Annotated in this window: 24 protein-coding genes and 6 pseudogenes; 18 read left to right on the top strand and 12 right to left on the bottom strand. The window is 69.7% G+C overall.

Features of this window, described 5'->3' with window-relative positions; genetic code table 11:
* Positions 1-352: 352 nt before the first annotated feature.
* A pseudogene (locus ACTWQR_RS38335) lies at positions 353-568 on the bottom strand (serine hydroxymethyltransferase); the annotation flags it as partial.
* 94 nt (positions 569-662) lie between these two features.
* Between ACTWQR_RS38335 and ACTWQR_RS38330 the strand changes: the two are divergent.
* A complete protein-coding gene (locus ACTWQR_RS38330; RefSeq protein ID WP_443231866.1) occupies positions 663-1,328 on the top strand; it encodes a GntR family transcriptional regulator in 666 nt (221 codons plus the stop codon).
* Positions 1,329-1,487: 159 nt separating this feature from the next.
* Here the strand turns inward: ACTWQR_RS38330 and ACTWQR_RS38325 are convergent, their stop codons facing one another.
* A complete protein-coding gene (locus ACTWQR_RS38325) occupies positions 1,488-1,847 on the bottom strand; it encodes a hypothetical protein (protein WP_443231865.1) in 360 nt (119 codons plus the stop codon).
* A gap of 8 nt (positions 1,848-1,855) precedes the next feature.
* On the opposite strand from ACTWQR_RS38325, the gene ACTWQR_RS38320 reads away from it, so the two are divergent.
* The gene (locus tag ACTWQR_RS38320; protein ID WP_443231864.1) at positions 1,856-2,101 is read left to right on the top strand and encodes a hypothetical protein; all 246 of its coding nucleotides are present in this window, start codon (positions 1,856-1,858) and stop codon (positions 2,099-2,101) included.
* A 177-nt stretch (positions 2,102-2,278) separates the two neighbouring features.
* On the opposite strand, the gene ACTWQR_RS38315 is transcribed toward ACTWQR_RS38320, so the two are convergent.
* A complete protein-coding gene (locus ACTWQR_RS38315) occupies positions 2,279-3,664 on the bottom strand; it encodes an LCP family protein (protein WP_443231863.1) in 1,386 nt (461 codons plus the stop codon).
* Between the two features lie 789 nt (positions 3,665-4,453).
* Here ACTWQR_RS38315 and ACTWQR_RS38310 point away from each other — a divergent pair.
* The gene (locus tag ACTWQR_RS38310) at positions 4,454-4,735 is read left to right on the top strand and encodes a hypothetical protein (protein ID WP_443231862.1); all 282 of its coding nucleotides are present in this window, start codon (positions 4,454-4,456) and stop codon (positions 4,733-4,735) included.
* A 104-nt stretch (positions 4,736-4,839) separates the two neighbouring features.
* Positions 4,840-6,117, top strand: a complete 1,278-nt coding sequence (locus ACTWQR_RS38305) for an IS701 family transposase (RefSeq protein ID WP_443231861.1) — start codon at positions 4,840-4,842, stop codon at positions 6,115-6,117.
* A gap of 279 nt (positions 6,118-6,396) precedes the next feature.
* Here ACTWQR_RS38305 and ACTWQR_RS38300 read toward each other — a convergent pair whose 3' ends face one another.
* Both ACTWQR_RS38300 and ACTWQR_RS38295 read right to left on the bottom strand, forming a co-directional pair.
* Positions 6,397-7,344, bottom strand: coding sequence for a M56 family metallopeptidase (locus ACTWQR_RS38300; protein WP_443231860.1), 948 nt, complete (start codon positions 7,342-7,344; stop codon positions 6,397-6,399).
* A gap of 6 nt (positions 7,345-7,350) precedes the next feature.
* Entirely contained in the window at positions 7,351-7,740 is a 390-nt protein-coding gene (locus ACTWQR_RS38295; RefSeq protein WP_443231859.1) for a BlaI/MecI/CopY family transcriptional regulator, read from the bottom strand.
* A gap of 201 nt (positions 7,741-7,941) precedes the next feature.
* On the opposite strand from ACTWQR_RS38295, the gene ACTWQR_RS38290 reads away from it, so the two are divergent.
* The 5 genes and pseudogenes from ACTWQR_RS38290 to ACTWQR_RS38270 all read left to right on the top strand — a co-directional run.
* Positions 7,942-8,199: a GlsB/YeaQ/YmgE family stress response membrane protein gene (locus ACTWQR_RS38290; protein WP_443231892.1), complete on the top strand. Its 258-nt coding sequence runs from the start codon at positions 7,942-7,944 to the stop codon at positions 8,197-8,199.
* Positions 8,200-8,351: 152 nt separating this feature from the next.
* Positions 8,352-8,927, top strand: a complete 576-nt coding sequence (locus tag ACTWQR_RS38285; protein ID WP_443231858.1) for a TerD family protein — start codon at positions 8,352-8,354, stop codon at positions 8,925-8,927.
* 93 nt (positions 8,928-9,020) lie between these two features.
* The gene (locus tag ACTWQR_RS38280) at positions 9,021-9,785 is read left to right on the top strand and encodes a hypothetical protein (protein WP_443231857.1); all 765 of its coding nucleotides are present in this window, start codon (positions 9,021-9,023) and stop codon (positions 9,783-9,785) included.
* A complete protein-coding gene (locus ACTWQR_RS38275; protein WP_443231856.1) occupies positions 9,770-10,354 on the top strand; it encodes a TerD family protein in 585 nt (194 codons plus the stop codon). Before ACTWQR_RS38280 ends, ACTWQR_RS38275 begins: the two co-directional genes overlap by 16 nt.
* 75 nt (positions 10,355-10,429) lie before the next feature.
* Positions 10,430-10,566: pseudogene (locus tag ACTWQR_RS38270) on the top strand (twin-arginine translocase TatA/TatE family subunit); the annotation flags it as partial.
* On the opposite strand, the pseudogene ACTWQR_RS38265 reads toward ACTWQR_RS38270, so the two are convergent.
* Positions 10,566-10,724 (bottom strand): annotated as a pseudogene (locus ACTWQR_RS38265) (ATP-binding cassette domain-containing protein); the annotation flags it as partial. The pseudogenes ACTWQR_RS38270 and ACTWQR_RS38265 overlap by 1 nt on opposite strands.
* Before the next feature lie 244 nt (positions 10,725-10,968).
* On the opposite strand from ACTWQR_RS38265, the pseudogene ACTWQR_RS38260 reads away from it, so the two are divergent.
* The 3 genes and pseudogenes from ACTWQR_RS38260 to ACTWQR_RS38250 all read left to right on the top strand — a co-directional run.
* A pseudogene (locus tag ACTWQR_RS38260) lies at positions 10,969-11,488 on the top strand (MMPL family transporter); the annotation flags it as partial.
* Between the two features lie 256 nt (positions 11,489-11,744).
* Entirely contained in the window at positions 11,745-11,885 is a 141-nt protein-coding gene (locus tag ACTWQR_RS38255; protein ID WP_443231855.1) for a hypothetical protein, read from the top strand.
* 123 nt (positions 11,886-12,008) lie between these two features.
* Positions 12,009-13,082 carry a TauD/TfdA family dioxygenase gene (locus ACTWQR_RS38250; protein ID WP_443231854.1) on the top strand — a complete coding sequence of 358 codons (1,074 nt, stop codon included), beginning with the start codon at positions 12,009-12,011 and terminating at the stop codon, positions 13,080-13,082.
* Positions 13,083-13,240: 158 nt separating this feature from the next.
* Here ACTWQR_RS38250 and ACTWQR_RS38245 read toward each other — a convergent pair.
* Positions 13,241-13,480, bottom strand: a pseudogene (locus tag ACTWQR_RS38245) (RNA-guided endonuclease TnpB family protein); the annotation flags it as partial.
* 500 nt (positions 13,481-13,980) lie between these two features.
* The gene (locus ACTWQR_RS38240) at positions 13,981-14,247 is read right to left on the bottom strand and encodes a YciI family protein (RefSeq protein ID WP_443231853.1); all 267 of its coding nucleotides are present in this window, start codon (positions 14,245-14,247) and stop codon (positions 13,981-13,983) included.
* 77 nt (positions 14,248-14,324) lie between these two features.
* Between ACTWQR_RS38240 and ACTWQR_RS38235 the strand changes: the two genes are divergently transcribed.
* The gene (locus ACTWQR_RS38235) at positions 14,325-15,005 is read left to right on the top strand and encodes a Crp/Fnr family transcriptional regulator (protein WP_443231891.1); all 681 of its coding nucleotides are present in this window, start codon (positions 14,325-14,327) and stop codon (positions 15,003-15,005) included.
* A 61-nt stretch (positions 15,006-15,066) separates the two neighbouring features.
* Positions 15,067-15,180: pseudogene (locus ACTWQR_RS38230) on the top strand (transposase); the annotation flags it as partial.
* Positions 15,181-15,260: 80 nt separating this feature from the next.
* Here ACTWQR_RS38230 and ACTWQR_RS38225 read toward each other — a convergent pair.
* The 4 genes from ACTWQR_RS38225 to ACTWQR_RS38210 are packed head-to-tail and all read right to left on the bottom strand — an operon-like array spanning position 15,261 to position 19,563.
* Entirely contained in the window at positions 15,261-16,493 is a 1,233-nt protein-coding gene (locus tag ACTWQR_RS38225; RefSeq protein ID WP_443231852.1) for a hypothetical protein, read from the bottom strand.
* Positions 16,457-17,668: a Dabb family protein gene (locus ACTWQR_RS38220; RefSeq protein WP_443231851.1), complete on the bottom strand. Its 1,212-nt coding sequence runs from the start codon at positions 17,666-17,668 to the stop codon at positions 16,457-16,459. Before ACTWQR_RS38220 ends, ACTWQR_RS38225 begins: the two co-directional genes overlap by 37 nt.
* Positions 17,669-17,689: 21 nt before the next feature.
* Entirely contained in the window at positions 17,690-18,214 is a 525-nt protein-coding gene (locus ACTWQR_RS38215; RefSeq protein WP_443231850.1) for an aromatic-ring-hydroxylating dioxygenase subunit beta, read from the bottom strand.
* Positions 18,211-19,563, bottom strand: a complete 1,353-nt coding sequence (locus ACTWQR_RS38210; RefSeq protein WP_443231849.1) for an aromatic ring-hydroxylating oxygenase subunit alpha — start codon at positions 19,561-19,563, stop codon at positions 18,211-18,213. Before ACTWQR_RS38210 ends, ACTWQR_RS38215 begins: the two co-directional genes overlap by 4 nt.
* A 187-nt stretch (positions 19,564-19,750) precedes the next feature.
* Between ACTWQR_RS38210 and fdxA the strand changes: the two genes are divergently transcribed.
* The 4 genes from fdxA (at position 19,751) to ACTWQR_RS38190 (ending at position 22,256) form a co-directional block, all read left to right on the top strand.
* Entirely contained in the window at positions 19,751-20,110 is a 360-nt protein-coding gene (fdxA, locus tag ACTWQR_RS38205; RefSeq protein ID WP_443231848.1) for a ferredoxin, read from the top strand.
* Entirely contained in the window at positions 20,107-21,108 is a 1,002-nt protein-coding gene (locus ACTWQR_RS38200) for an NAD(P)/FAD-dependent oxidoreductase (protein WP_443231847.1), read from the top strand. Before fdxA ends, ACTWQR_RS38200 begins: the two co-directional genes overlap by 4 nt.
* A complete protein-coding gene (locus ACTWQR_RS38195) occupies positions 21,105-21,332 on the top strand; it encodes a hypothetical protein (protein ID WP_443231846.1) in 228 nt (75 codons plus the stop codon). Before ACTWQR_RS38200 ends, ACTWQR_RS38195 begins: the two co-directional genes overlap by 4 nt.
* 126 nt (positions 21,333-21,458) lie before the next feature.
* Positions 21,459-22,256, top strand: a complete 798-nt coding sequence (locus ACTWQR_RS38190; RefSeq protein ID WP_443231845.1) for an IclR family transcriptional regulator — start codon at positions 21,459-21,461, stop codon at positions 22,254-22,256.
* Positions 22,257-22,479: the final 223 nt, after the last annotated feature.

The following is a 22,479-nucleotide window of genomic DNA, read 5'->3' as shown; positions in this document are numbered from 1 at the left end:
CTCGCCAAGGAGTGCATACGAGGCCGAATTGGCTCGATCGTGTGATCGTCCGCTTATTGGCTTGCGGAGTCTGCCCTGGTCCGACCGGGTTAACGTGATCCTGCGACCTGGGACGCCGGGTACGGCGTCAGAACGCCGGGGACCAGTGCGCCCACGACCGTTCGGGGCGTGCGGCTGAGCGAGCTCGCTCATGCTCAGTCCACAGGAACGGTCGAACGGCACCGCGTTGCGGTTGACGGTGATGCTGACGTGATGCAGGCCGGTCCTCGGCCTGCTTCCCGTCGAGCACGGAGTTGATCTTCTTGGCCAGGTCGGCGCGGCTGAGGATCACCCCGCCGCGCGGACCGCCGGGGCGGACGGGGTAGCCCTCGGCGTACTTGCTGGTCAGGACCGAGCCCTGGGCCCCTAAGACGGCGGCCGGGGCGAAGTTCTCCGAGGCGATCGTTTCGAGGGTGGACTGCTGACGGTGCAACTCGGCGTCCACCGCGGTGGCAACCTCCGGGTCGAGCTCGCCGAGCGGGAGGGAGAGGGAGGAGGCGACCGTGGTGATCGACGGGTTGGTTGCCATCTACACACCATTCTGAGAGCCGACTAATGAACGACTGATATATCAACCTCTGCGGTAAGGTATGTGAACGTGCTCGACGGGTCAAGGGGGCTATATGCAACAGGCGGCGACAGAGCCCGGGGGCGAGGAGCTGTCCCTCGCCGAGCGCGCATACCGCGCCATCCGAGACCGGCTCGTCATGCTGGAGATCCGCCCGGGTGCTCCGATCAACGAGGACCAGTTGGCGCAGTCCCTCGGCGTCGGCCGGACGCCGGTGCGCGAGGCGCTCAAACGTCTCCAGTACGAGCGCCTCATCGCGACCTACCCCCGGCGTGGCACCTTCGCCACCGAGGTCAACATCACCGACCTGGCCCACATCTCCGAGGTGCGCCAGGAACTGGAGCCCCTGGCCGCCGCCCAGGCCGCGCGGCGTGCCACGACCATTGACCGTGCGACGCTGACGGCCGTCCTACAGGAGCTGGAGAGCGTGGATCCCGGGCGGCGCGACGCTACCGAGCTCATGCACCTGGACCTCCAGGTCCACCGCGCCATCTACGCCGCCACGCACAACCCGTACCTGGAGGACACCCTCGTCCGCTACGACAACCTGGCCACCCGCATCTGGTGCCTGTTCATCGACCGGCTGTCCGACATGGCCGGCCACGTCGAAGAGCACGGACCGTTGATCGAGTCGATCGTCGCCGGTGACCCCGACAAGGCGGCGCATCTGGCCGGCAGTCACGTCGTGGGCTTCGAACAGGCCATTCGCGCGGCCATCTGAGAAAGCCCTCCGCGTCAGCAGTACGCGGCACCGCGCGCCGTTGCGCGGGCGACAGACCGTCGGGAACCGTAGCCGGATTTTTGACTCGGATGTATACGGACGGTCCAGCAGCGAAGATCGAGCGGTTGGCAACGCCGAGTGCAAGCCGAGTGCAAGTGGTTACGAAGCGGGTTGCGAGCGCGGGTGAAGCAGAAGCTGTCGGTCGGCAGAACCGCCCTGACCGAGAGACGGTCTCGGCCGGCCCTCGGCCGACTGGACCGCTCGCGGCGGGCGCCGCGCCAGCACGGCGTGGGCGGTTGCGGTGAGGTGGGAGGCGGCCCAGTGCGCGTCCGGGAGCCAGGCCAGCACCAGTCGGGTGTCCGGGTATCCGTGGACGGGCACTGCTCGTACGGATTCGCCGAGGCGGTCGCTGACGCTGTCGCCGACGACGACCACGAGTCGTCCGAGTGCGACGCGGTCGACCATGGTGTCCAGCGCCTCGTTGGGCAGTTGCGCCTCGTAGCCCGGCAGCGCCTCCACCTCGGTGGGTGTCAGGAACGGCCGGCCGGCCAGGGGTGGCCCGCCGGGAGCAGAACGACCGGCTGCTCCGGGCCGAGCTGCTTCGGACCATCTACTTCGAGCACCTCATCTCCCTCGCCCGTCCCGCCGGGTCTCCCGACCGCAGCGCGCTCCCGATCGCCGGCGACGACGAAGCGGCCAAGAAGTCCGTCACCGCTCTGCTCGACCGTCTCGGCTACGACACCGTCGACGCCGGCACCACGAACGAAAGCTGACGCATCCAGGAGGGCAGCCCCGCCTACGTCCTCCCCTACCTGTCGCGCCCGGCTGCCCGTGCCTCGGGACCCGGGGAAGCCGGCCGCCGCCAAGGGGATTCGTACGGCCCTGGAACAGGCACGCATCAGGCCCTGAACCGCGAACGGACCATGAGGAACTGCTCCATCGCAGCCGAATCACCGGATGTCGTCGGGGTCGAGGTCGGTGCCGATGACAAGGGTCACCACGCCCGCGACGGCGTCCGCCTGCCGCGTGGCCCGGGCGTCGGGCAGCCGCGACGCGAGTACCTTCGCCTGCTCGTCCATCTCCTGTGGGTAGGTGGCAGTGGTGGTGCGGGTGGTCTCCGGGGCGTTGCCCGTGCCGACGACGGTGAAGCCGTCCTCGCGTAGCTTCTCGGCGACGACGGCCGCGCGCCCCGTGACGCCGGTGCCGTTGAGGACCTGGACGCGCACACTGGACGCGTAGATCAGGTCCTTGGCGTCGGCTTGCAGTTCCTTCTTGTCGACCTCCTGGTCCTTGGCGAGGGAGGTGAACAGGCCGGCGGCCTGCGGGTACTGCCACACGACGTTGGCCTTGTCGGTGGCCACATCCGCCTCACGCGGATAGTTGGGCACAGTGAGGAACGTCAGCTTCTCGCTCGGGATGCCCTTCACCTCGGAGGCAAGGCTGTACAGCGGTTTGATGCCGGCCAGGTCCTCGTCCGTGGTCAGGGACTTGGTGGCCGACTGCAGGAAGTCGTACAGCGCGTTCGGGCTGGTCAGCTTGGACTGCGCCTTCTCGGCCAGCGCCTCCATGAACTCCTGCTGGCGGCCGATGCGCCCGAGGTCGGAGCCGTCGCCGACGCTGTAGCGGGCGCGCACGTAGCCGAGCGCCTTCTCGTCCTTGATGGTCTGGCAGCCGGCTTCCAGGTCCAGGCGGGCCTTCTCGTCACGGATGGCCTGCTCGGGGCAGACCTCGATGCCGTCCAGGGCGTTGACCATGCCTTTGAAGCCCTGGAAGTCGACGGACATGAAGTGGTCGATGCGCAAGCCCGTGGTCGCCTCGACCGTTTTGATGGTGCAGGCGGCGGCCCCGGCGACCTTGCCGCCGGTGCCGCCGAGCGCGAACGCCTCATTGATCTTGGCCTGGTGCGGGGCGGAGGTGGTGCTGTCACTCTTGTCGCATGCGGGTATCCGCACCCACGAGTCGCGCGGGAAGGACACCACGGTCGCCCACTTCCGGTTCGCCGGGACATGCATCACCATCAGGGTGTCCGACTGCATGGTGGTCAGGTCCTGGCCGTACTTCGCGTTGGCCCCGTCACGGCTGTCCGAGCCGACGACCAGGATGTTCTTCGAGCCCGGGCTGAGGTTGGCGGGACGGTCCTCGCCGAGTTTGTTGTCGAGGTCTGCGGCGTTGATGTTGTCGTCCAGGTCCTGGTATATCCAGGCGCCGACCCCGGCCACGCCGAGGATGAGCACCGCGAGCGCCGCGGCGGCCCGCGCGAGGATCCGGCCCCGCCGGGTCAGCCGCGTCCGCCTCCTGCCGGCGGGAGCGCCCCGCCGTTGTCCCGTACCGCCCACCGGCACCCCTTTCCTCCCGCTCGGCCGCATCCGGCCGGTCAGCCGCTCATGAGCGTTCGGTGCCCGTGCGTACCGAACGGCGGAACTCTACATTCATGTAGAGATACGGACGGGAGGCGGGTGCGTCTCACCGCACCCGGAACCGAGAACGCCGCAGCACCCGTCTCCGGACGCGCCGGCAGGCCCGGAAGGCAGGGGAGAGCACACCTGAGCAGCACCGACAGTGCGCAACCGGTGGACGGGGCGGGACAGCCTCGGCAGGGCTGAGGGCCGGAACCGGCCGGTCAGTGTCAGTGCGTTCTGCGCCCTCGGCGGCGTCGCGTTCCTTGGGAACTTCGTCACCGCGGCATCGTTGGGCCTTCGCCGCGCGGCCGGGGGGCCGCCGCCTCGATCGACCCCGGCGTCTTCGTCGGCCTGGCCCTGATAGCGCCCTGATCACCATCCCCGTCGGGCATGCAGGCCGTCCGCCACTCTCCGCTTCGCTCGAGCGGGAAGTACCCCCGTCGGGGACGCCGACCGGACGGGGAGGGCGCGGGATCGCGCTGACCGGCATCCTGACCGGCTGGCTGGTGCTGTTCACGATCGGCAGGCCCCATCTCGGCGGCCATGGAGACGAGCCGGGCATTGGGCATACCGGAGATGAGAGGCAGTACTGCACACTGGAGTTCGCTCAACTCGATCAGTTCATCAGCCCATTTGGCTGTCGGGCAGGGGTTGCCCCGCCACCCCGGCAGCCGTAAGGCTGATGGCCCCTCGGGGCGTACCGGAATTCCAGCGCGAGAGGACGGCATGCCGCAACAGGACGCCGGACCCGCCGGGGCCGCGCCCCGCAACGGCCCGGGAGACACTTCCCTCATCATGGGCATTGTCGCCCTCGTGGGTTCCTTCATCCCCGTCATCGGTGACTTCGTTGCCGCGCCCCTCGGACTCCTCGCCCTCCTTCTGGGAGTGCTGGGGGTCTGGCACAACGAGCGGGGCCTCGCCACGAACTTCGGACCCTCCCTCATCGGCGCCACCCTCGGTGCCCTGGCGCTCCTCATCGTCCTGCTCATGTTTGCCGTCACCCGCTGAACGGCGCCCTGAGTACGCGAGCACAACCACGGAAGCGTCTCTAATCAGCTAGTAGGGCTCCGTTAGGTGTGCGTATGAGTCCTGTTTGGGGGCATGCGGGGGATGTGGATGCACATGAAGTGGAGCGTGCTCGGGCGAAGTTGGCGTTATTCGTGGCGGATGTGTTCGCGTCGGTGCCGCGCAAGGATCAGCGGGCGAAGGGGGACTGCTATCTGCGGGGGCTGATGCTGGAGGGGCGGCGTAAGTCCATCCAGCCGATGGCGGAGCGGCTGCCGGACGGCAACGAGCAGAACCTGCAGCAGTTCGTGAACCAGTCGACGTGGGATCCGCTTCCGGTGCGGCGGCGGATCGCGGAGCGGATGGTGCCGCAGATCCGCCCGGGTGCCTGGGTGGTCGATGACGTGTCGTTCCCCAAGGACGGGAAGATGTCGGTGGCGGTCGCGCGCCAGTACTGCGGCGCTTTGGGCAAGCGGGCCAACTGCCAGGTCGCGGTGAGCGTGCATGCGGTCTCCGATGCCGCGTCCTGTCCGTTGCAGTGGCAGTTGTTCGTGCCCCAGGAGTGGGCGGACGATCCGGTCCGCCGGCGCAAGACGGGGGTCCCTGACGGGATCGGGCACCGGGAGAAGTGGCGCCTGGCGCTGGACACCTTCGACGAACTGGCCGGGTGGGGGCTGGCGCCGCCGGTGGTGGTGGCCGACGCCGGCTACGGGCAGAGCGCCGACTTCCGCGACGGCCTGAGCGAGCGGGGCCTCGACTATGTCGTGGCCATCCGTTCGGACGTGAGCGTCCACCCGCACGACGTCCGGCCCACCGCCCCGGCGTGGTCCGGCAACGGCCGCAAACCGCAGCCCCGCTACCGGCACAAGCCGTCCTCGGTCGCCGCGCTCGCGGCCGGTCATGGGCGGCAGGCGTTCACCGAGGTGACCTGGCGGGAAGGCTCCCGCGGGCCGATGCGCTCGCGCTTTGCGGCACTGCGCGTGCGGCCCGCCGGAGTGAGGGCCCGCCGCCTGGCCCAGGCCGCCGCCACCGCCCGCGAGGGCTGGTGGGACGGTGTCCTGCCTGAGGTCACGCTGCTTGCCGAATGGCCCGAAGGCGCCCAAGCACCCACCGACTACTGGCTGTCCAGCCTGCCCGCCGGCACTCCGCTGTCCGAACTGGTCCGCCTGGCCAAGATCCGCTGGCGCATCGAGCACGACTACCGGGAACTCAAGCACGGCCTGGGCCTGGACCACTTCGAGGGCCGCTCCTGGACCGGGTGGCATCATCACGTCACCCTGGTCACCGCCGCCCACGCGTTCCTCACCGAACAGCGTCTGACCCCAAAAGCCGATACAGCGGGCTCACCCTCTACCAGATCCTCGACGCCATCCAGGACCTGCTGAACTACTGGACCGGCACCTGCACCACCTGCCACCGCCCCCTGCCCAGAACAGCCACCACCAGCCCAAACCCAAGAGCCAGAACAACCTAACGGAGTCCTACTACGACCCGACACGGGTACCCGACGCACGGCATGACGTCGGCGGATGACGAATCACCAGGGATACCTAAGGAAAGACGTGAGCCTGACACCCCGAAGCGCCTTGCCCGTCCGCCGCCGTCCCCGAGAACACAAGGCTGCTCCGTGCGGCAGGAACAAGATCCTCTCTCAGAGGTGCGTCTCACAGGGGGGTCGCGGCGTGCAGGATGAGCACCATCGTCACCGCGGAGTTCGCGGACGACAGCGCGGACACCGCGGTGCCCGCCGCCGCAGCCCAGGCGGCCAGGCCCACCGAGGTGAACACCGACGGCCAGCTGCGCATCGCGGGCGGAGGGCCGAGCAGGGCGGCAACCCGGCGCGGCACCGGGCCCGGCGCGGCAATACCCGCGAGCGTGGGCACCGGGGTGCCCCGGGAGACCAGGGCCGCCTTGCCGATCGCGCAGGCCACCGCCCTGCGGCTGCCGACCGTTTGGGCCGCCTCCTCGTCCGCCCACCGCTCCGCCGTGTAGGACACGGCCGTGCGCAGCGGCCGCAGGAACGGGTTGGCGCGCGCGGCCAGCTGGACGGCGAGCAGGAACCGGTGGTGCCCGGCGGCGAGGTGGGCGCGCTCGTGGGCGAACAGAGCGCGCCGCTCGGCCGGTTCGAGGCAGGACAGCAGGGCGGTGGTCACCACGACCCGGTTCCGTAAGAGCCGGTTTCGTCGCCCGCCGGGGAGGGCGTAGGCGTACGGCACCTCGTCGGGCAGTACGGCCACCTCCGTGCCCGGCAGTCCGGCCAGGGCCCGGTGGGCGTGGCGGCGGACCCGCCCATGCCGCCACAGGGACCGGCCGCACGTCAGTAGCACCGCCAACAGCGCCGGAATGGCCAGCTTTCCGGCGACCTCGTCGTAGGGCACCGCCTCACGCACCTCGGGGTCCGACCAGCCGTCGGGTAGCGGGTTGCCGGGCAACTGTGCCGTGCCGACCACCATCAGGAGCCCCAGACACACGGTGCTGCACACCGCCATCACCACGGCCAGCCCGGTCAGCAGCCGGGTGGCGGTCCGCGGATGCAGCCGCTGCTCGGCCAGGCGCGCGACCGGCCACGCCGTCAACGGCAGGACCAGCGGCAGAAAGACGAACACCCCCATGACGCTTCAGTCTTCCCTCTCGCCCTTGGCGCGACCCAGCAGTTCGCGCAGCAGCCGCTCGTCGTCCAGTCCGAGGCCGGTGACGAAGCTCGCCAGCACCGCCTCGCGGTCGCTTTCCGCGTCGAGCACCTTGCGCATCTTGTGCGCGGCCAGGCCCGCCTGGTCCGACGCCGGGGTCCACGCGAAGGACCGGCCGGCGCGCTCGCGGGTCACCGCGCCCTTGGCCAGCAGCCGCGTCAGGATAGTGATCACCGTCGTATAGGCGAGGTCTCCGCCGAGACGCTCCTGCACCCACCCCGCGCTCGCCGGGCCGTCCGCCTCACTCAGGGCCGACAGGACGAGCGCCTCCAGTTCACCCTGCCCCCGCCGCCGGGGACGCCGCCGGTGCTCCGTCACTCCCTGTATCCCTTCCGCCGACCCCGGATTCACAGGCGGCCCATCGTATCGACGCCCCGCAGACGGCCACCGCATCGCGACCGGTATCCGCCGCCCCTCACCACAACATCTACATGATTGTAGAAGCTAGGCTGCCCGGACACGTCCTTACATGCCGCACCGACGGCAACCACACAAGGAGAGCCGGCAGACACGGGCGTCATCGCATGGCTGGTTCCGGGACCCCTCGTCGGGGCCATCGCCAAGGCCCTCCTGCCCAGGCGCGATCCGGGCGGACTGACCGGCACGACGGCCATCGGCACCGCGGGGGCCTTCCTGGGCGGCCGGCTCTCGGCGAGATTCCTCGACCGGCCGGTGCAGCCGGAGTTCTTCGACGCCACCACCTGGGGCTCAGCCATCGCGGGCGCACTGGTCCTGCTGATCGGCTACCGCCTCCTCTTCGGCAACTCCCGTGACTGACCGGCCACTTCGCCGCGTCCACCATTTCTCGGCCAGACGCGACACGGCCGGTCTCCGAAGCCGCGTAAACCCTTCCTTATTTTCTACAGTGTTGTAGATTTTACCCCCGGGTCCACCGGGCCCTGACCTGACGCATCGAGAAGGAGTACACAGTGGGAGTTTCCCTGGCCAAGGGTGGCAATGTCTCGCTCAGCAAGGAGGCGCCGGGTCTGACCGCCGTGCTGGTCGGTCTGGGCTGGGACGTGCGCAGCACCACCGGCACCGACTTCGACCTCGACGCGTCCGCCCTGCTGCTCGACACCTCCGGCAAAGTGCTCTCCGACCAGCACTTCGTCTTCTACAACAACCTGACCAGTCCGGACGGTTCGGTCGAGCACACCGGCGACAACCTCACCGGCGAGGGTGAGGGCGACGACGAGGCCGTCAAGGTGAACCTCGCCACCGTGCCCGCCGAGATCGACCGGGTCGTCTTCCCGGTCTCCATCCACGACGCCGAGAACCGCGGCCAGAGCTTCGGCCAGGTCCGCAACGCCTTCATCCGCGTCGTCAACCAGGCCGGCGGCGCCGAGATCGCCCGTTACGACCTGTCCGAGGACGCCTCCACCGAGACCGCCATGGTCTTCGGCGAGCTCTACCGCAACGGCGCGGAGTGGAAGTTCCGCGCGGTCGGCCAGGGTTACGCGTCCGGCCTGGCCGGGATCGCCTCCGACTTCGGCGTCAACGTCTGACACGGACAGCCCGCCCCCGGGCCTGATCCCCGGGGGCGGGCCCGGCGCAACCCTCGTCCAGCACCGAAGCGCCTCTGCCCGTCAGGAGGCCACGTGGCCGACCCCTCCGGCCTCCGCCCCGAGGACCGGGCGGACTTCGAAGCCGTACTGCACCTGGCGCTGGCCACGCCGGACATCCGCCACATCCGCCATGCCCTGCGCGCCGACCCGACCGGCCGGGCGGCCGCCACGCACCTGCGCCTACGGGCACTCACCGAAGCCGACGAGATCACGGCTGCAGCCGACGGCGAGTACCACACCTATCTCACCTGTTTCGCGATGAACGCGTCCGCCGACCAGACCACACCGCGCCGGCCCGCCGACGCCGGCCCGGTGGCCACCCTTGCGGTGCTCACGCCATCGGTGGCCACCTCGTCCGCCGCTGCCCTCGTCCTCGGCTACCTGCTCCAGCTGACCAACGTTCGGGGCGCACTGCCCGGCTCGCTCATAGCCGCCGGCTGGATCCTCGCTCCCGTCGCGGCCCTGAGCGCTCTCATCGCCCTTGCCGCGCTGCTGGGCACGGCGATACGCGGGCGTGGCAGCTCCGTGCCCCTCCGTCCGGCTGGAGCAGGCACGGCTGGACTGGCGGCAGGTCCTGCTGGAGCGCGGCTTGCTCCCCCACCTGCACCGGCAGATCGACGAGGATCCGCTCCTCCACCCGGCGCCGCCCACTGCCACGCCCGCCACCGGTTCCAAGAGCGGCCCTCCGCTCACCCCCTAGCAGCCGCACCGGTCCGGGCGGCCGAGCAGACAGCCCCGGACAGTTCAATCCACAGCGTCGAACCCGAAGGAGAAACACGCCCATGTCGGTCAACATGACCAAGGGTCAGCAGATCAGCCTCAACAAGGCCGACGGCAGCGCCCTGACCTCCGTCCGGATGGGCCTGGGCTGGCAGGCCGCACCCCGCAAGGGCTTCCTGGCCAAGCTCACCGGAGGCGGAGAAATCGACCTGGACGCCTCAGCCGTACTCTTCGCCGCCGGGCAGCCGGTCGACGTCGTCTTCTTCCAACACCTGGTCAGCGACGACGGCTCCGTGCGCCACACCGGCGACAACCTCACCGGCGGAGCCGGCTCCGGAGGCGACGACGAATCCGTCCTCGTCGACCTGGCCCGTGTCCCCGCACAGGTCGACCAGATCGTGTTCACGGTCAACTCCTTCACCGGCCAGACCTTCGCCGAAGTACAGAACGCCTTCTGTCGCCTGGTCGACGAGACCACGGGAGCCGAACTGGCCCGCTACACCCTCACCGGCGGCGGCAAGCACACCGCCCAGATCATGGCGAAGGTCCACCGCACCGGTGGCAGCTGGCAGATGAAGGCCATCGGTGAACCCGCCACCGGCCGCACCTTCCAGGACCTGCTGCCGTCCATCGCACCCCACCTGTAGTCCAGGGCTGCCCGCCCGTCTCCCCCGATGCGCTCGGCCTTACCCCGACCGGGCCACACAGCAGACAGGACCCGCATGTTCGGACTCAGCGAGCTCGCGATCATCCTTGATCGTCGTCATAGCCGCCCTCGCCGCCAAGAAACTCCCCGACCTCGCCCGCTCGGCGGGCAAGTCGGCACGCATCCTCAAGGCGGAGGCCAGGGCGATCAAGGGACTTGCCGGCGCCGTTGGGGCCGAGGAAGCCGGTCACCCGGCCGGGCCGGACCGTGAAGCTCAGCCGGTCGACGGCGGTCCGGTCGCCGTACCGCTCGGTGAGTTCGTGCGCTTCGATCATGCCAACGACGGTAGGAAGCACGGGCGTTGTGGACATCCGCCGCCGGGAGTCGGCGGCTACTCCCGCGGGAGTAGAGCCCCGCCACGTCTTGGCCGACTGATCGCGGACGGCACGACGGCGCCTCGAGGTGGACCAGCAGCTTCGGTGGAGCGGCTTCGGCACCCCTGACCTACCGAGGGTCTGTCGAGCGCGTTCGCTCGGCGACGACATCGCGGGCGCCCTGCCGATGCTGATCGCCTTCACGGTCGACCCCTGGTACGCGCTGTGTGTGCTGATCTACGCGGGCGTGCTGATGGTGCTTGTCTTCGGTGTCGGCACCGACTACGCGCTGCTGCTCATCTCCCGCTATCGCGAGGAGCTGCACCGCCACGCCGACCGGCACGAGGCGATGCGCATCGCGCTCGGCCGCTCCGGACCGGCGATCCTCGCCTCGGCCGGCACCATCGTGGTCGGCCTGACCTGCCTCGCCTTCGCCGACAGCAACTCCTCACGCTCGCTGGGACTGGTCGGTGCGGTCGGCGTGCTCTGCGGCTTCCTCGCGAGGGTCACGGTACTTCCAGCGCTTTCTCGTCATAACCGGCCGCTGGAAGTTCTGGCCGTTCGTCCCGCGCCACGGCACTCCCGCCCACAAGCTGCACACCGTCTGGTCCCGGATCGGAACAGCCGTAGCCCGGCGTCCGCGCTGGTCGTGGATGATGTCCGTCGCCGCCACCGGCGTGCTCGCCCTCAGCGCGGTCGGCATCAACATGGGCCTGAGCCAGGCCGAGATGTTCCAGGACAAACCAGAGTCGGTCGTCGCCCCATACCAGCGCGGGTCCAGGCCGTGCTCGAGACGCACAACGTCACGCTCCGCCAGTCCACGCCGCCGACGCCGAATGGATCCGGCTGCAGCGTGTCCGTCGGCACTGCGGCCGTCAGGTCCCCTACCGCGCCATGCAAGATCCGCGGTGCCGCCCATCGCCCTGACGTACTGCATCACGAGACGACATCTCGCACATTGACGATGCCCCAGACGTCTCCTAAGGTTGAGGCACTTCTCGAAAGGACGGGACCAGCATGAGGCCAGTCGCTCTGATCGGCGTCTTGCTCGTGTCGTGCGCCGGCCGCCGGACCTACGACGAGCCGCTCAGCTACTTCCCGCCGCGGAAGGGACTGCGCCCCGGCACAGCTGTCGGCGAGCCTCAGACTCCCTTCTGAGTGCAGCTCGTCGCCGCGCGACGAGCCCCCGCCACACCGAACGTCTGTCGTCCGTCAACGTTCGTCGTCCGTCGTGGCTTCGCCGACGGGCATTTCCATCACCTCTTCGAGGAGTGCATCATCGTGACCACCACTGTCGGCCTTCAGCCGATCTCCGGCCCGTCCGCCTGGCGCGGCGACGAGCTGTCGAATTCCACCGAATGGATCTACGTACTCAGCGACGCCGAGCGCACCGAGCTGGAAGACCTGGGACGGCGCTTCGTCGCCGACGACCCCGACCTGCGCACCGTCACCGCCGCCGACTACCCCTTCGACGCCTGTCGCGCCCTCAACGACGAGTGCGCCCACCAGATGGACGCCGGCCGGGGCTTCATCCTGGTGCGCGGCCTGCGCACCGAGGAGTACGGCGACCCCGTGGCCGGGGCCATCTTCTTCATCATGGGCCTGCATCTCGGCCGGCCGATCGGGCAGAGCCAGCGAGGCGACCTGCTCGACCACGTCATCGCCACGTCGAACAAGACGATGTCCGACGAGGGCGCCCTGCCCTCCCGCATCCGGGACCGGCTGCCGTTCCACTCGGACAGCTCCGACGTCGTCGCCCTCATGTGCCTACGCGGCGCCAAGGAGGGCGGAGCCTCCAGCCTGGTCAGCGGCACCACGATCTACAACGAGATGCTGCGCCGCCGGCCGGACCTCGCTGCGCGGCTCTTCGACACCTACCACTGGGACTGGCGGCGTCAGGACCCCGACTCCCCTGAACTCACGTATACCTCGCCGATCATCAGCCACGTCAACGGCATCTTCAGCACCTACGCGGGCAACTCGATGATTTTCAGCGCCCAGGAGTACCCCGGCGTCCCCCAACTGACGCCCGACCAGGCCGCGGCCATCACCCTCTTCGACGAGATCTCGCAGGAGCCCGGCCTGCCGATCGACATGGATTTCCAGCCGGGGGACGTGCAGTGGCTGCTCAACTACGCCGCACTGCACTCGCGCACCAGCTACATCGACCACCCCGAACCGGAGCGCCGCCGGCACTTGTTGCGTCTGTGGCTCAAGCGCGACGTCGGCCGACCGCTGGCCCCCCGATTCGGCAAGCACGTCGTCGTGATGGGTGAGCCCACTACACCCCTGGTGCCCGGCGGCCGGTTCCGCATCACCGACGCCGTCACCGTCAACGACGACTGGGGCGTTTGAATCCTCCCCTCCCTGAAGAGAAGGGGATTCCTGGCTCAGGCCGCCTCCTGGAGCAGCGCTCCAGGAGGTCTTCCGCCATCAGCACCAGCCGGGTTGAGACCAGCCCGGACGAGCATCACGCGTGCGGAGTTCTTGTCCCGTGGGGACACGGTTCCGCACGCGGTGCGGGCGCGGGCTTGGGTCAGCATCCTGTCGAGCTGAGCCGGGCCGCATGTGACCTGCTGGCCGGTGGACTCGTTGCGCATGTGTACGGCCCTGGACTTGGCGACGCATTCGTTCCACACCCAGCGTCATCGGTCCCACTCCGCCGCCAGGGCGGTGCGGGCGGTTAACGACACGCGCAGCCGGTAGGTGTAGCGGGCATGCCCGGCCTCCGCAGCCGCCGTCACCCGCGCCATCTCGCCCCCTCACGGCCCCGGCCAGGACACGGTGCCGTCCCGAACTCTCCGGAGAACCATATGTACGACAGCCGCACAAACGCACCCCGATCCCACAGCCACCACCCCGACCAGCGATCACAGGCACACCCGTTCGGATCACCTCGGCGATGCCAACAGCGGTACGGGCGCTACGCGCCCTGAACCGGATGCGCCGACGCTCCACGTCGCGACACCCGGATGCGATTCCTCCCCGGCGTGAACGCCGGGGCCTCCTCGCAAGAAACAGGTGAACGCCCACACGGCGGCGCCGGCCCCCGGCGCCCCTCGGACACCGGTCGCTCGACGAGCGCTGCTGACCGTCGTGGTGCCGTCGAGGAGAACTCCCGACCGCCACAGCCGTTGAAGCCCTCGACTGCGCCTGCGACCTCGCCTTGGCGACCCCACACCCTGGCCAACGGCCTCGTCACGAATCTTCCACGCGGGGACGTGGCTCCAACAGACCAGCGCCGGACGGCCAGTCAGCTCACCGATCCGACCACAGGTGCCCACTCCCGGATGCCCGCCACCTCTACCCCCTGCGTCCGGTAGTAGGGATCCGCGTCGAGGATGCGTCCCAGTTCCGCACGCTCGACATCGAACACCAGCAACGCCCCCGAGTCGTCTGCCCAGGGACCCGCCGCGAGCAGACGCCCCTCCTGGTGGAGCCGGGCAAGGAACGACCGGTGCGCCGGACGTGCGGCGAGACGTTCCGGGGAAGCAGTGAAGGCGAGCTCAAGGATCATCATGCGGCCGACGGTACGGTCTGACGATGACGAGTTCAGCATCAGCTGATACACCAGCGCCTTGGCAGGCATTGGCCACCGTGCCTCTGCTGGCCGCACTGCCTGAAGACCGGCTGCGCGTGCTGTGGTCCAGCTCAATGCCGCGCCGCTACCACGAGGGAGAGGTACTGCGCAGAGCCGGCGATCCAGCCGAGCACCTCCTTCTACTGCTGCGCGGCCGGGTGTCCGCCACCATCAGCACGGCCGCCGGCCGGGTCGTCCGCTTCGGCGACTGGGCCGGGCCTTGCGCACTGGACAAGGTCGCCGTGATCGACGGCCGCGGGCACACAGCCACCCTCACAGGGCTCACCGCCTGCACCGTGCGCAGTCTCCCGCGAACCCGGTTCGAGGAACTGGTCGACGACGTGCCTTCGGTTCGCAGACACGTACTGCGCCTCCTCGCCGACCAGGCCCGGCATCAGCAGGAGCGATTCACCAACGCCGCCACACTGCCCGTCGAGGCCAGGCTGGCGACCTGGCTGTTGGCGCAGGCTGCAGCGTCTCCCCAAGCGACGGTCGAGCTGCCAGGTACGCAACAGGAACTTGCCGACCTGCTGGGAACGACCCGGGTGACGATCAACCGCATACTCTCCCAGCTGCGCCGCGACGGCTTGGTCGAGGTCACCCGCCGCACTGTCGCAGTGCTCGCACCAGAGCTCCTCGCATTGCGCGCAAGTGCCCCCTTGCCGCCAGCGGAAACACGGCACCCAATCGAGCGATGACCATCAACACGTCATCAGTAGCCCCAACGCCCAACGCCCTCCACGACGTGCGCGGAACAGCACCAACTACCAGGTGGGTGTCTCCCTGCACCTGGCCAATGACCGTGCCTCCACGGCCGTGAACTGGCGGCTGTTCCTGCCTGCCTCGTGGGATCCCGCTTCGCCGGAGACCGATGCGGGGTGTGCGCCGGCACCGGAGCCGGCACCGCCCCCGGTGCGCGCAGTGCTCGGCGGGACAACGCCGGAATCTGCGGGTTACACCGGCAACTCGGTCAACAGCCTGCGGTAGATGCGCGCGTAGGCGGTCAATTGCCCCAACGACAGGGCATCGCGACGTGGATCGTCGACGGCCGGCTTCGCCTGCGGGCCGAGGCGCACGGTGTCGACTCCGCGGGCGCGCAGTACGACGCCGTCGGTCGAGCCCGTCCAGCCGGTGATCGGCGGCGGCTGCGTACCGAACTCGTCGAGCCAGGCCGCGCGGGCGGCCGTCACCACCGGGGCGTCGGCCGGTGTCGCCGCGGCTGCCGCGACCGGTTCGGTCTCCACCTCGACCGCGCAGTTGCGCAGCACTGACTTCGCGCACCGTTCCCGCAGTCGGTCGGCCAACTCGGCCGCCAGCACCGCCGGCTGAACCCGGTCACCGGCGACGACATAAAGATCGATCCGCAGTTCGGCCGGCAACAGGTCCGGCTTGTCCGGCCACCCTCCGCTGATCGCGCCGATGCCGCACGCCCGGCCGGTCTGCCCCTCCCGCGGGTCGGCGGCCAGGTAGGCCGTGCGCCAGCGGGCCAGCTCGTCCAGGAGGACGCCTGCCCCGGCGACGACTCCCCCGGGTGGTGTGGCCGACTGCGCCATCATCGCGGCCCCGGAGCGGCCGGTCAGGCGGACGGTCAGGTAGAGCGCGCCCGGCTCGTGCCACAGCAGCGTTGGCGGGCCGCACTTGGCGACGATCGCCGACCGCGGCAGCTGGTACGCGTCGGTGTAGGCCTCCAGGCCGGTGATCCCGCCGGAGCGGCGGTGCGTCCCGGAGCCGGCGAGCAGCAGCCGCCCCGCGCCCGCCTCGGCGAACGCGACCAGCGCGGCGGTCGCCGGCCCGCGGGCGACCCCGAGACCGAAGCCGGCCACCACGTCACCGTCCACGCCGAGCGGACCGACCGGCGCGGCGTTGCCGGTGACCAGCTGGTTCTGCGGCCCGCCGTCGTCCAGTGACGTGTCGAGGTGGGAATACAGGAGCGGGCCGGCCCCGTGCGCGGCGATCAGGCTGCCGCCCGCGGGGCCGTGCTCCAGTACCTGCCACTCGACGTGCGGCCACCGGTGTGCGCACCAGGCGCGCAGCCGGTGGGCCGCCGTCCGCTCCTGCCCGCGTGGAGCGGGGGTCGCGTCGAGCAGGTGCAGGACGTCGAGCAACTGCTGGCGCAAGGACAGCTGCTGGCTCAAGGGCAGCCGCTGGCTCAAAAGCGTCCCCAGTCGTCGGACGCCGGACGCCATACGTCGATGTTGCGCGGGTCGGCCGGCATCCTGCGGGCCCGGTGCGTCTCGTGCTCCTCCGGCGTGAACACCCGGTGCCGGTCGCACAGTTCGAACCGCGGGCCGAAGCGCGGGTCGTGCAGGTAGAACGCGATCGACGTCGACGCCGAGTGGTTGACGATGTCGGAGGCGATCGGCGCGCCCTTGTACAGCGCGCGGGCGCGCATCCGCATGACGTGGTCGAGGCTCTTCATCGCGAAGCACAGGTGCGCGACGTAGTGCTCCTTGTTGTTCTGCACCGCGAGGCTGTGATGGTGGCGGTCCTCGCCGCGGAAGAACGTGGTCGAGCCGACGACGTAGTCCGAGGGCAGGAACCTCAGGACGTTCTGGTAGAAGTCCTGCGTCTCCTGGTATTTCGTGGTGGCGATGAAGGGGTGCACCAGGTTGAGCGGCCGGATCTCGATGTGCGGCGGCTCGGCGTACTCCTGGAACTCGGTGAACAGCTCGATGATGAGGCCGTTGGGGTCCTTCACCGCGAAGCCGTTCTCGCACAGAGCCTGCTGGCGCTGCTGCAGCTCGAGAACCTCGAGGCCGGCTTCGAGGACGCTCTTGTGCAGCTGACCGAGGACCTCCTCGCTCTCCACGCTGTAGCCGACCGCGGTCGTCCACCCGTCGGTACGCTCGGGCGCGTTGATCAGCTCGATCGCGTGGTGCTCGATGTCGGCGCGCAGGTAGGCGTACTCGTCCGTACGCTGCTCCAGCTGCAGCCCGACGTGGTACTCGAGGAAGTCGATCGTGGCCTGCATGTCCGGAACCTCGATCCGGGCGTACTCCATGGCGTACGGGCCGTGCGGGCGGGTGCTCACGGGCGCTGTCCTTCCTGGGGCGAGCGAGGGACGCTCGGCGTACTCGAACGAGGTGATGGCCTGCCGGCCGATGACCGGTCGCCAGCGCGTGTGCACGAAGCTCTCGTGGGACTCGCTGCCGAGATAGGCCAGCAGGTCGTCCCGGCTGTCGAAGTCGACGGCCATGGTGTGGGTGAAGGTCCGGTCGCGGGTGCTGATGTTCTCGCCGAGGACGAAGCCGCGCATGGCCGGGTACCGGTCCGGGAAGGTGCGCAGCTCGGCCAGCACGGACTCCCGTGTGGCCGGGTCGATTCCGTCGGCGAAGCGGAAGGACAGGGTGTGTCGGATCATCGGGTCACCATCCGTCGCCGGCTAGAGGATGAAGCTGAGCCGGGCGCCTGCCGCCAGCGACTCATGGCCGAGGACCGAGCGCCGCAACCGGAAACGCAGTCCGTCCCCGGTCGGCACCAGCACATGCTCGTACCAGCCGACGTAGGCGTCGAAGTGCCCGTCGCGGGCGCGGTGCACCACGAAGGACGCCGCCACTCGGAAGGAATCCTCCGTGTGCTCGGACAGGCGCACGTTGGACACCAGCCGGTGTGTGCGCGAGTGCGGGTTCTCGGCGTGCGCCTTGCGGGACTTGAGGCGCTTGACCCGGGCGCGGATCAGGTCCCAGTCGTCGTCGACGAAGGATCCGGTCTCGTGCGGCGACCAGCCGGGGCGGTAGTCGGTCGTCGGGATCTCGTAGCGGGCGCCGGGCTCGAAGAGGGCCAGCCAGCCGTCGTAGTCCCAGTGGTCGAGGATGTCCGCCTCCGCGTAGAGGAAGTCCTCCACCTCCGGGCGGGTGACGGTGCGTCCCTGGCACTGCACGGAGTGGGTGTTGGCGATCGCGGTCATCGTACGTCCCTGCCCTCGAGGAAGGACGTCGGTCGCTCGCCGTGGACGGCGAGGCCGTCATCGAGGCCGACGGCTTCGATCCAGTGCCGCCAGAACCCCCGCATCGCGCCTTCGTCGGTCGACCTGCCCTGTACGCCCTTGACCTCGTCGGCCATGCCGCGCGACATGTCGCTGTAGTCCAGCTCGGGAACAGCGGTGCCCGCCGTGGCCTGGATGCCGCGCTGGACCGCCTCGTACGCCTCGATGTCGTCCGGCGTGGCGAGGCCGCCCGGGCCGACGAAGCTGACGACGGTCTTCATGCGCAGGGCGCGCGCTGCCGGATCCTCGTCGCGAGGGACCAGCTGCCAGGCGCGTACGTCGGTCTGGTCGGGCGCCACCGGTTCCAGTTGCCGGATCGACAGCCCTTCGATGTCGAACAGCAGCAGGTTGGGGAACACGAACAGGATGTGGCTCTCGTCGGCCACGTAGTGCGCCCGCTTCTCCCCCAGCCGCTGCGTCATCTCGTCCCGGTGCTGTTCGGTGCGCACCCGCTCGTCCTCGCCGAAGCGCGGTTCCCAGAGCATGCTGATCCGCCCGCCGTGGCCGGTCAGGACCAGCAGTCCGTGGCCGTTGCCGAGGTTGTACGCGTACTGGTTGTCGTCGGTGACGGCGAAGCCGCTCTCGCGCAGGTAGCCCACGAACGTGTTGTGGGTCGGCGCGAAGTGGTAGCCGTCCATCGCGTTCTCGACGGCGAGTTTCCAGTTGCCCCGCACGCTGTACTGCTGGGTGCCGGGCAGCGTGGTCATGCCCCCGACGTGCTGCTGCTCGATCATCGTCATGTAGTCGGCCGCGTCGCCGAGGTGTTCGAGCAGCGGCGGGACGTCGGGGTCGAAGGCGACGAAGACGTATCCCTCGTGGATCTCCAGGCGGGGGACGCCGCGCAGCCCCATGGACGCCTTGAACTCGTCGCTCGACTCGTACGCGTCGGCGTCGGGGATCGCGGCGAGGTCACCGTTGTTGCGGAATGTCCAGGCGTGGTAGAAGCACTGGAAGAGCCTGGTGGAGCCCTCGTTCTCGCGGCACAGCACGGTGCCGCGGTGCGGGCAGGAGTTCAGGAAGGCGTGCACCTCGCCGGCGGTGTCCCGGCAGAAGATCAGCGGTCGGCCACCGAGGGTGCGGACCTTGAAGTCGTTGGGGTTGGGGATCTCGGTCTCGTGGCCGAGGTAGAGCCAGGTGTGTGTCCATACCCAGCCGCGTTCCCGGGTGAAGATCTCCGCGCTGCGGTAGGCCTCGCGGTTGACCCGGAAGGTGAGCTGGTCCCAGTCCTCGACGATCATCGGTGCTGGGACGGTCCGGGGGTTGCTTCCCATTACGGCGTATGCCTCTCACAAGTCCCGACCCGAGTGGCGCGCTGTGAGACGCCATCTCGTATGTCGCATTAGCTTCCCCTAGCACGCGTGGCAGTGTCAAGCAATCACCGACGGTTGACACCCTGGGCCGACGCCACCATCATCCATTCCGTAATGGAAGACGCCATCTCGCATCCTGTGCGACCGCGTGAAGGGCAAGAAGCCCGTGCCGTACGTCATCACTGAGGCATGTCTCGACGTCATGGACAAGTCGTGCATGGAGGAGTGCCCGGCCGACTGCATCTACGAGGGCGACCGGATGCTCTACATCCAGCCCGACGAATGCGTCGAGTGCGGGCGCTGCGAACCCGTCTGCCCGCAGATCTCGATCTTCCACCACGAGGATCTGCCGGCCGAGGCCCAGCAGGCCGAGCGCATCAACGCCGAGTTCTTCACCCTCGGGACCCCCGGAACCCCCGGAACCCTCGGAATCGAACCGCTCGGGTCGCCCGGGGGCGCACGCAAGATCGGCCGGGTCGGCCGCGACCATCCCGAGGTGGGAGCGTGAGTGGCTTCCCGGCCGCCACGGGCGCCGGCCCCGAGGTGTCCGTCGACCTGCTCGTCATCGGCGCCGGCCCGACGGGGCTGTACGGCGCGTACTACGCCGGCTTCCGCGGACTGAGCGTCGCGGTCGCCGACGCCCTGCCCGAGGTGGGCGGCCAGATCGCCGCGCTGTACCCCGAGAAGCTCGTCTACGACGTGGCCGGCTTCCCCGCCGTCCGCGGCCAGGACCTGGTGGACCGGCTGGCCGAGCAGGCCGGGCGGTGGAACCCGGCCTACCTGCTCGGGCACGGGGTCACCCGCCTCGACGACGCGGGCGAGGGCATCGTCGCGACGACCGACGCCGGCGCGCGGATCGCCGCGGGGGCGGTGCTCGTCTGCGGCGGGATCGGCAACTTCGTCCCCCGCGAGCTCCCGGTGGGCTCCGACTACCTGGGCCGCGGGCTGCGGTACTTCGTGCCACGGCTGGACGAACTCGCCGGACAGGACGTCGTGGTGGTCGGCGGCGGGGACTCCGCGCTGGACTGGGCGCTGTCGCTGGAGCCGATCGCCTCGTCGGTGACGGTAGTGCACCGACGTACGCGGTTCCGGGCCCACGAACGCACCGTCGAGCAGGTGCACGCGTCCTCCGTGCGGGTCCTCACGCCCTACGAGGTCGAGAAGATCTCCGGCGACGGGTCGGTGTCGGAGGTCGTGGTCGCGGGCTCGGACGGCGACCGGATCAGCCTGCCCGCCCAGTCCGTCGTCGCCGCGCTCGGCTTCATAGCCGATCTCGGCCCGATCGAGCAGTGGGGACTGGAGCTGCGCCGCCGGCGCATCCTCGTCGACCGCACGATGCGCACGAGCCGGCAGCGCGTCTTCGCGGCCGGCGACATCGCCGACCATGACGGCAAGGTCAGCCTCATCTCGATCGGCTTCGGCGAGGCCGCTCTGGCCGTCAACCACATCGCCTCCCTGCTGGACCCGGCACGCTCGCTCACGCCGGGACACTCCTCCGATGCGTGAGGTCTTCGCACGGAGCCGGCGACCTGACGGGGGTGCGCTTGCGCGGCCACCGGGCAGTGTCCACCGCGTCCGGGCCGGTCGAGTTCGTGCTCGCACGCGGCGACGCGAAGCCGGCCCGGCGCCTTCCGCTCGGCGCCCGCCTGCGGGTGCGAAAATTCCGCGCGGAGGGCCGGTCCCGGCGGCAGGGGATGCAGTTCCTGCTCGGCTCCCCTTCACCGCCGTAGCTCGCCGTGGTGGAGCACCTCAGCTCTTCCCGCACATTTGCACGGCCCTCAACGTTACGCTATCCAATACGGCGTTCCATTCAACGTCTTACCACCTTACTAAGTACGGGACAGGAGCAAGAATCCATGGCCACGAAGGCGCAGCCCGGCACCGGCGAGCGAGGCGGTCCCGAAACGACCGCGCCGACCATCCAGACGGTGCAGCGTGCGGCGCTGATCCTCGGCTCGTTCACGGTCGGCAAACCGCACATGAGTCTCAATGAGATCACCGCGCGCCTCGGGGCGAGCAAGGCGACCGCGCACCGCTACACGAAGGCGCTGCGGGCGGCGAACCTGCTGCGGTACGACGAGCGCACCTCGCTCTACTCCCTCGGCCCCCAGGTGCTCACGCTCGCCGCGGCCGCGCGGGCCGGCCTGCCGATCGTCGCCGCCGCCGAGCCGTACATGGAGGAGCTGGTCCGGCGCATCGACGAGACGATCGTGCTGTCGGTCTGGGACGGCGAGTCGCCGACCGTGGTGCGCTCGGTGGACAACACCGCCCACATGGTGCGCATCAGCGTCCGGGTCGGTTCGCGTCTCGACCTCACTTCCTCGGCACAGGGACGGATCTTCCTCACGTTCCTGCCCCCGGACCAGGTACCGACGCTGCCGCGCTCGGTCCGCAAGTCGTCCGAGCTCACCGAGGAGTTCGACGCCATCCGGCAGCACGGGCTGTCGGTCAACTCCCCGGCCGTCAACGGGGTCCGCACCATCGCGGCGCCGATCTTCGAGGGCGACAAGATCAGCGGGACGCTCGCGGTCGTCGGCACGACGGCGACCGTCCCCGACGACGTCAAGTCGCCGATGGCCCAGGCACTGCTGGAAACCGCCCGCGCGCTGTCGCAGCGGCTGGGCACCTCGGACGGCGAACCCAACGGCAGCTGACCCACGTACCCGGACGACAGCCGGCTCGCCGCGCAGGGCGGCGAGCCGGCTGTCGTGACGTGCACGTTGCTGACGCTGTGACAGATGGTGAGGGGCCTCCAGGCGGAGTGGACACGTCCGGCATTCGCCCCCGGAGGTCTCGGTGGCTCACGCCTTCGTTGTGCGCGCATCCACGTGCCGCCGCAGCCGCTCCGGCTCCTTCCTCTGACCGGCCGGCGCGCCC

This window comes from Streptomyces sp. 2A115 (assembly GCF_052245575.1).
Classification (GTDB): domain Bacteria; phylum Actinomycetota; class Actinomycetes; order Streptomycetales; family Streptomycetaceae; genus Streptomyces.
This window is presented reverse-complemented; position numbering and strand designations above follow the sequence as displayed.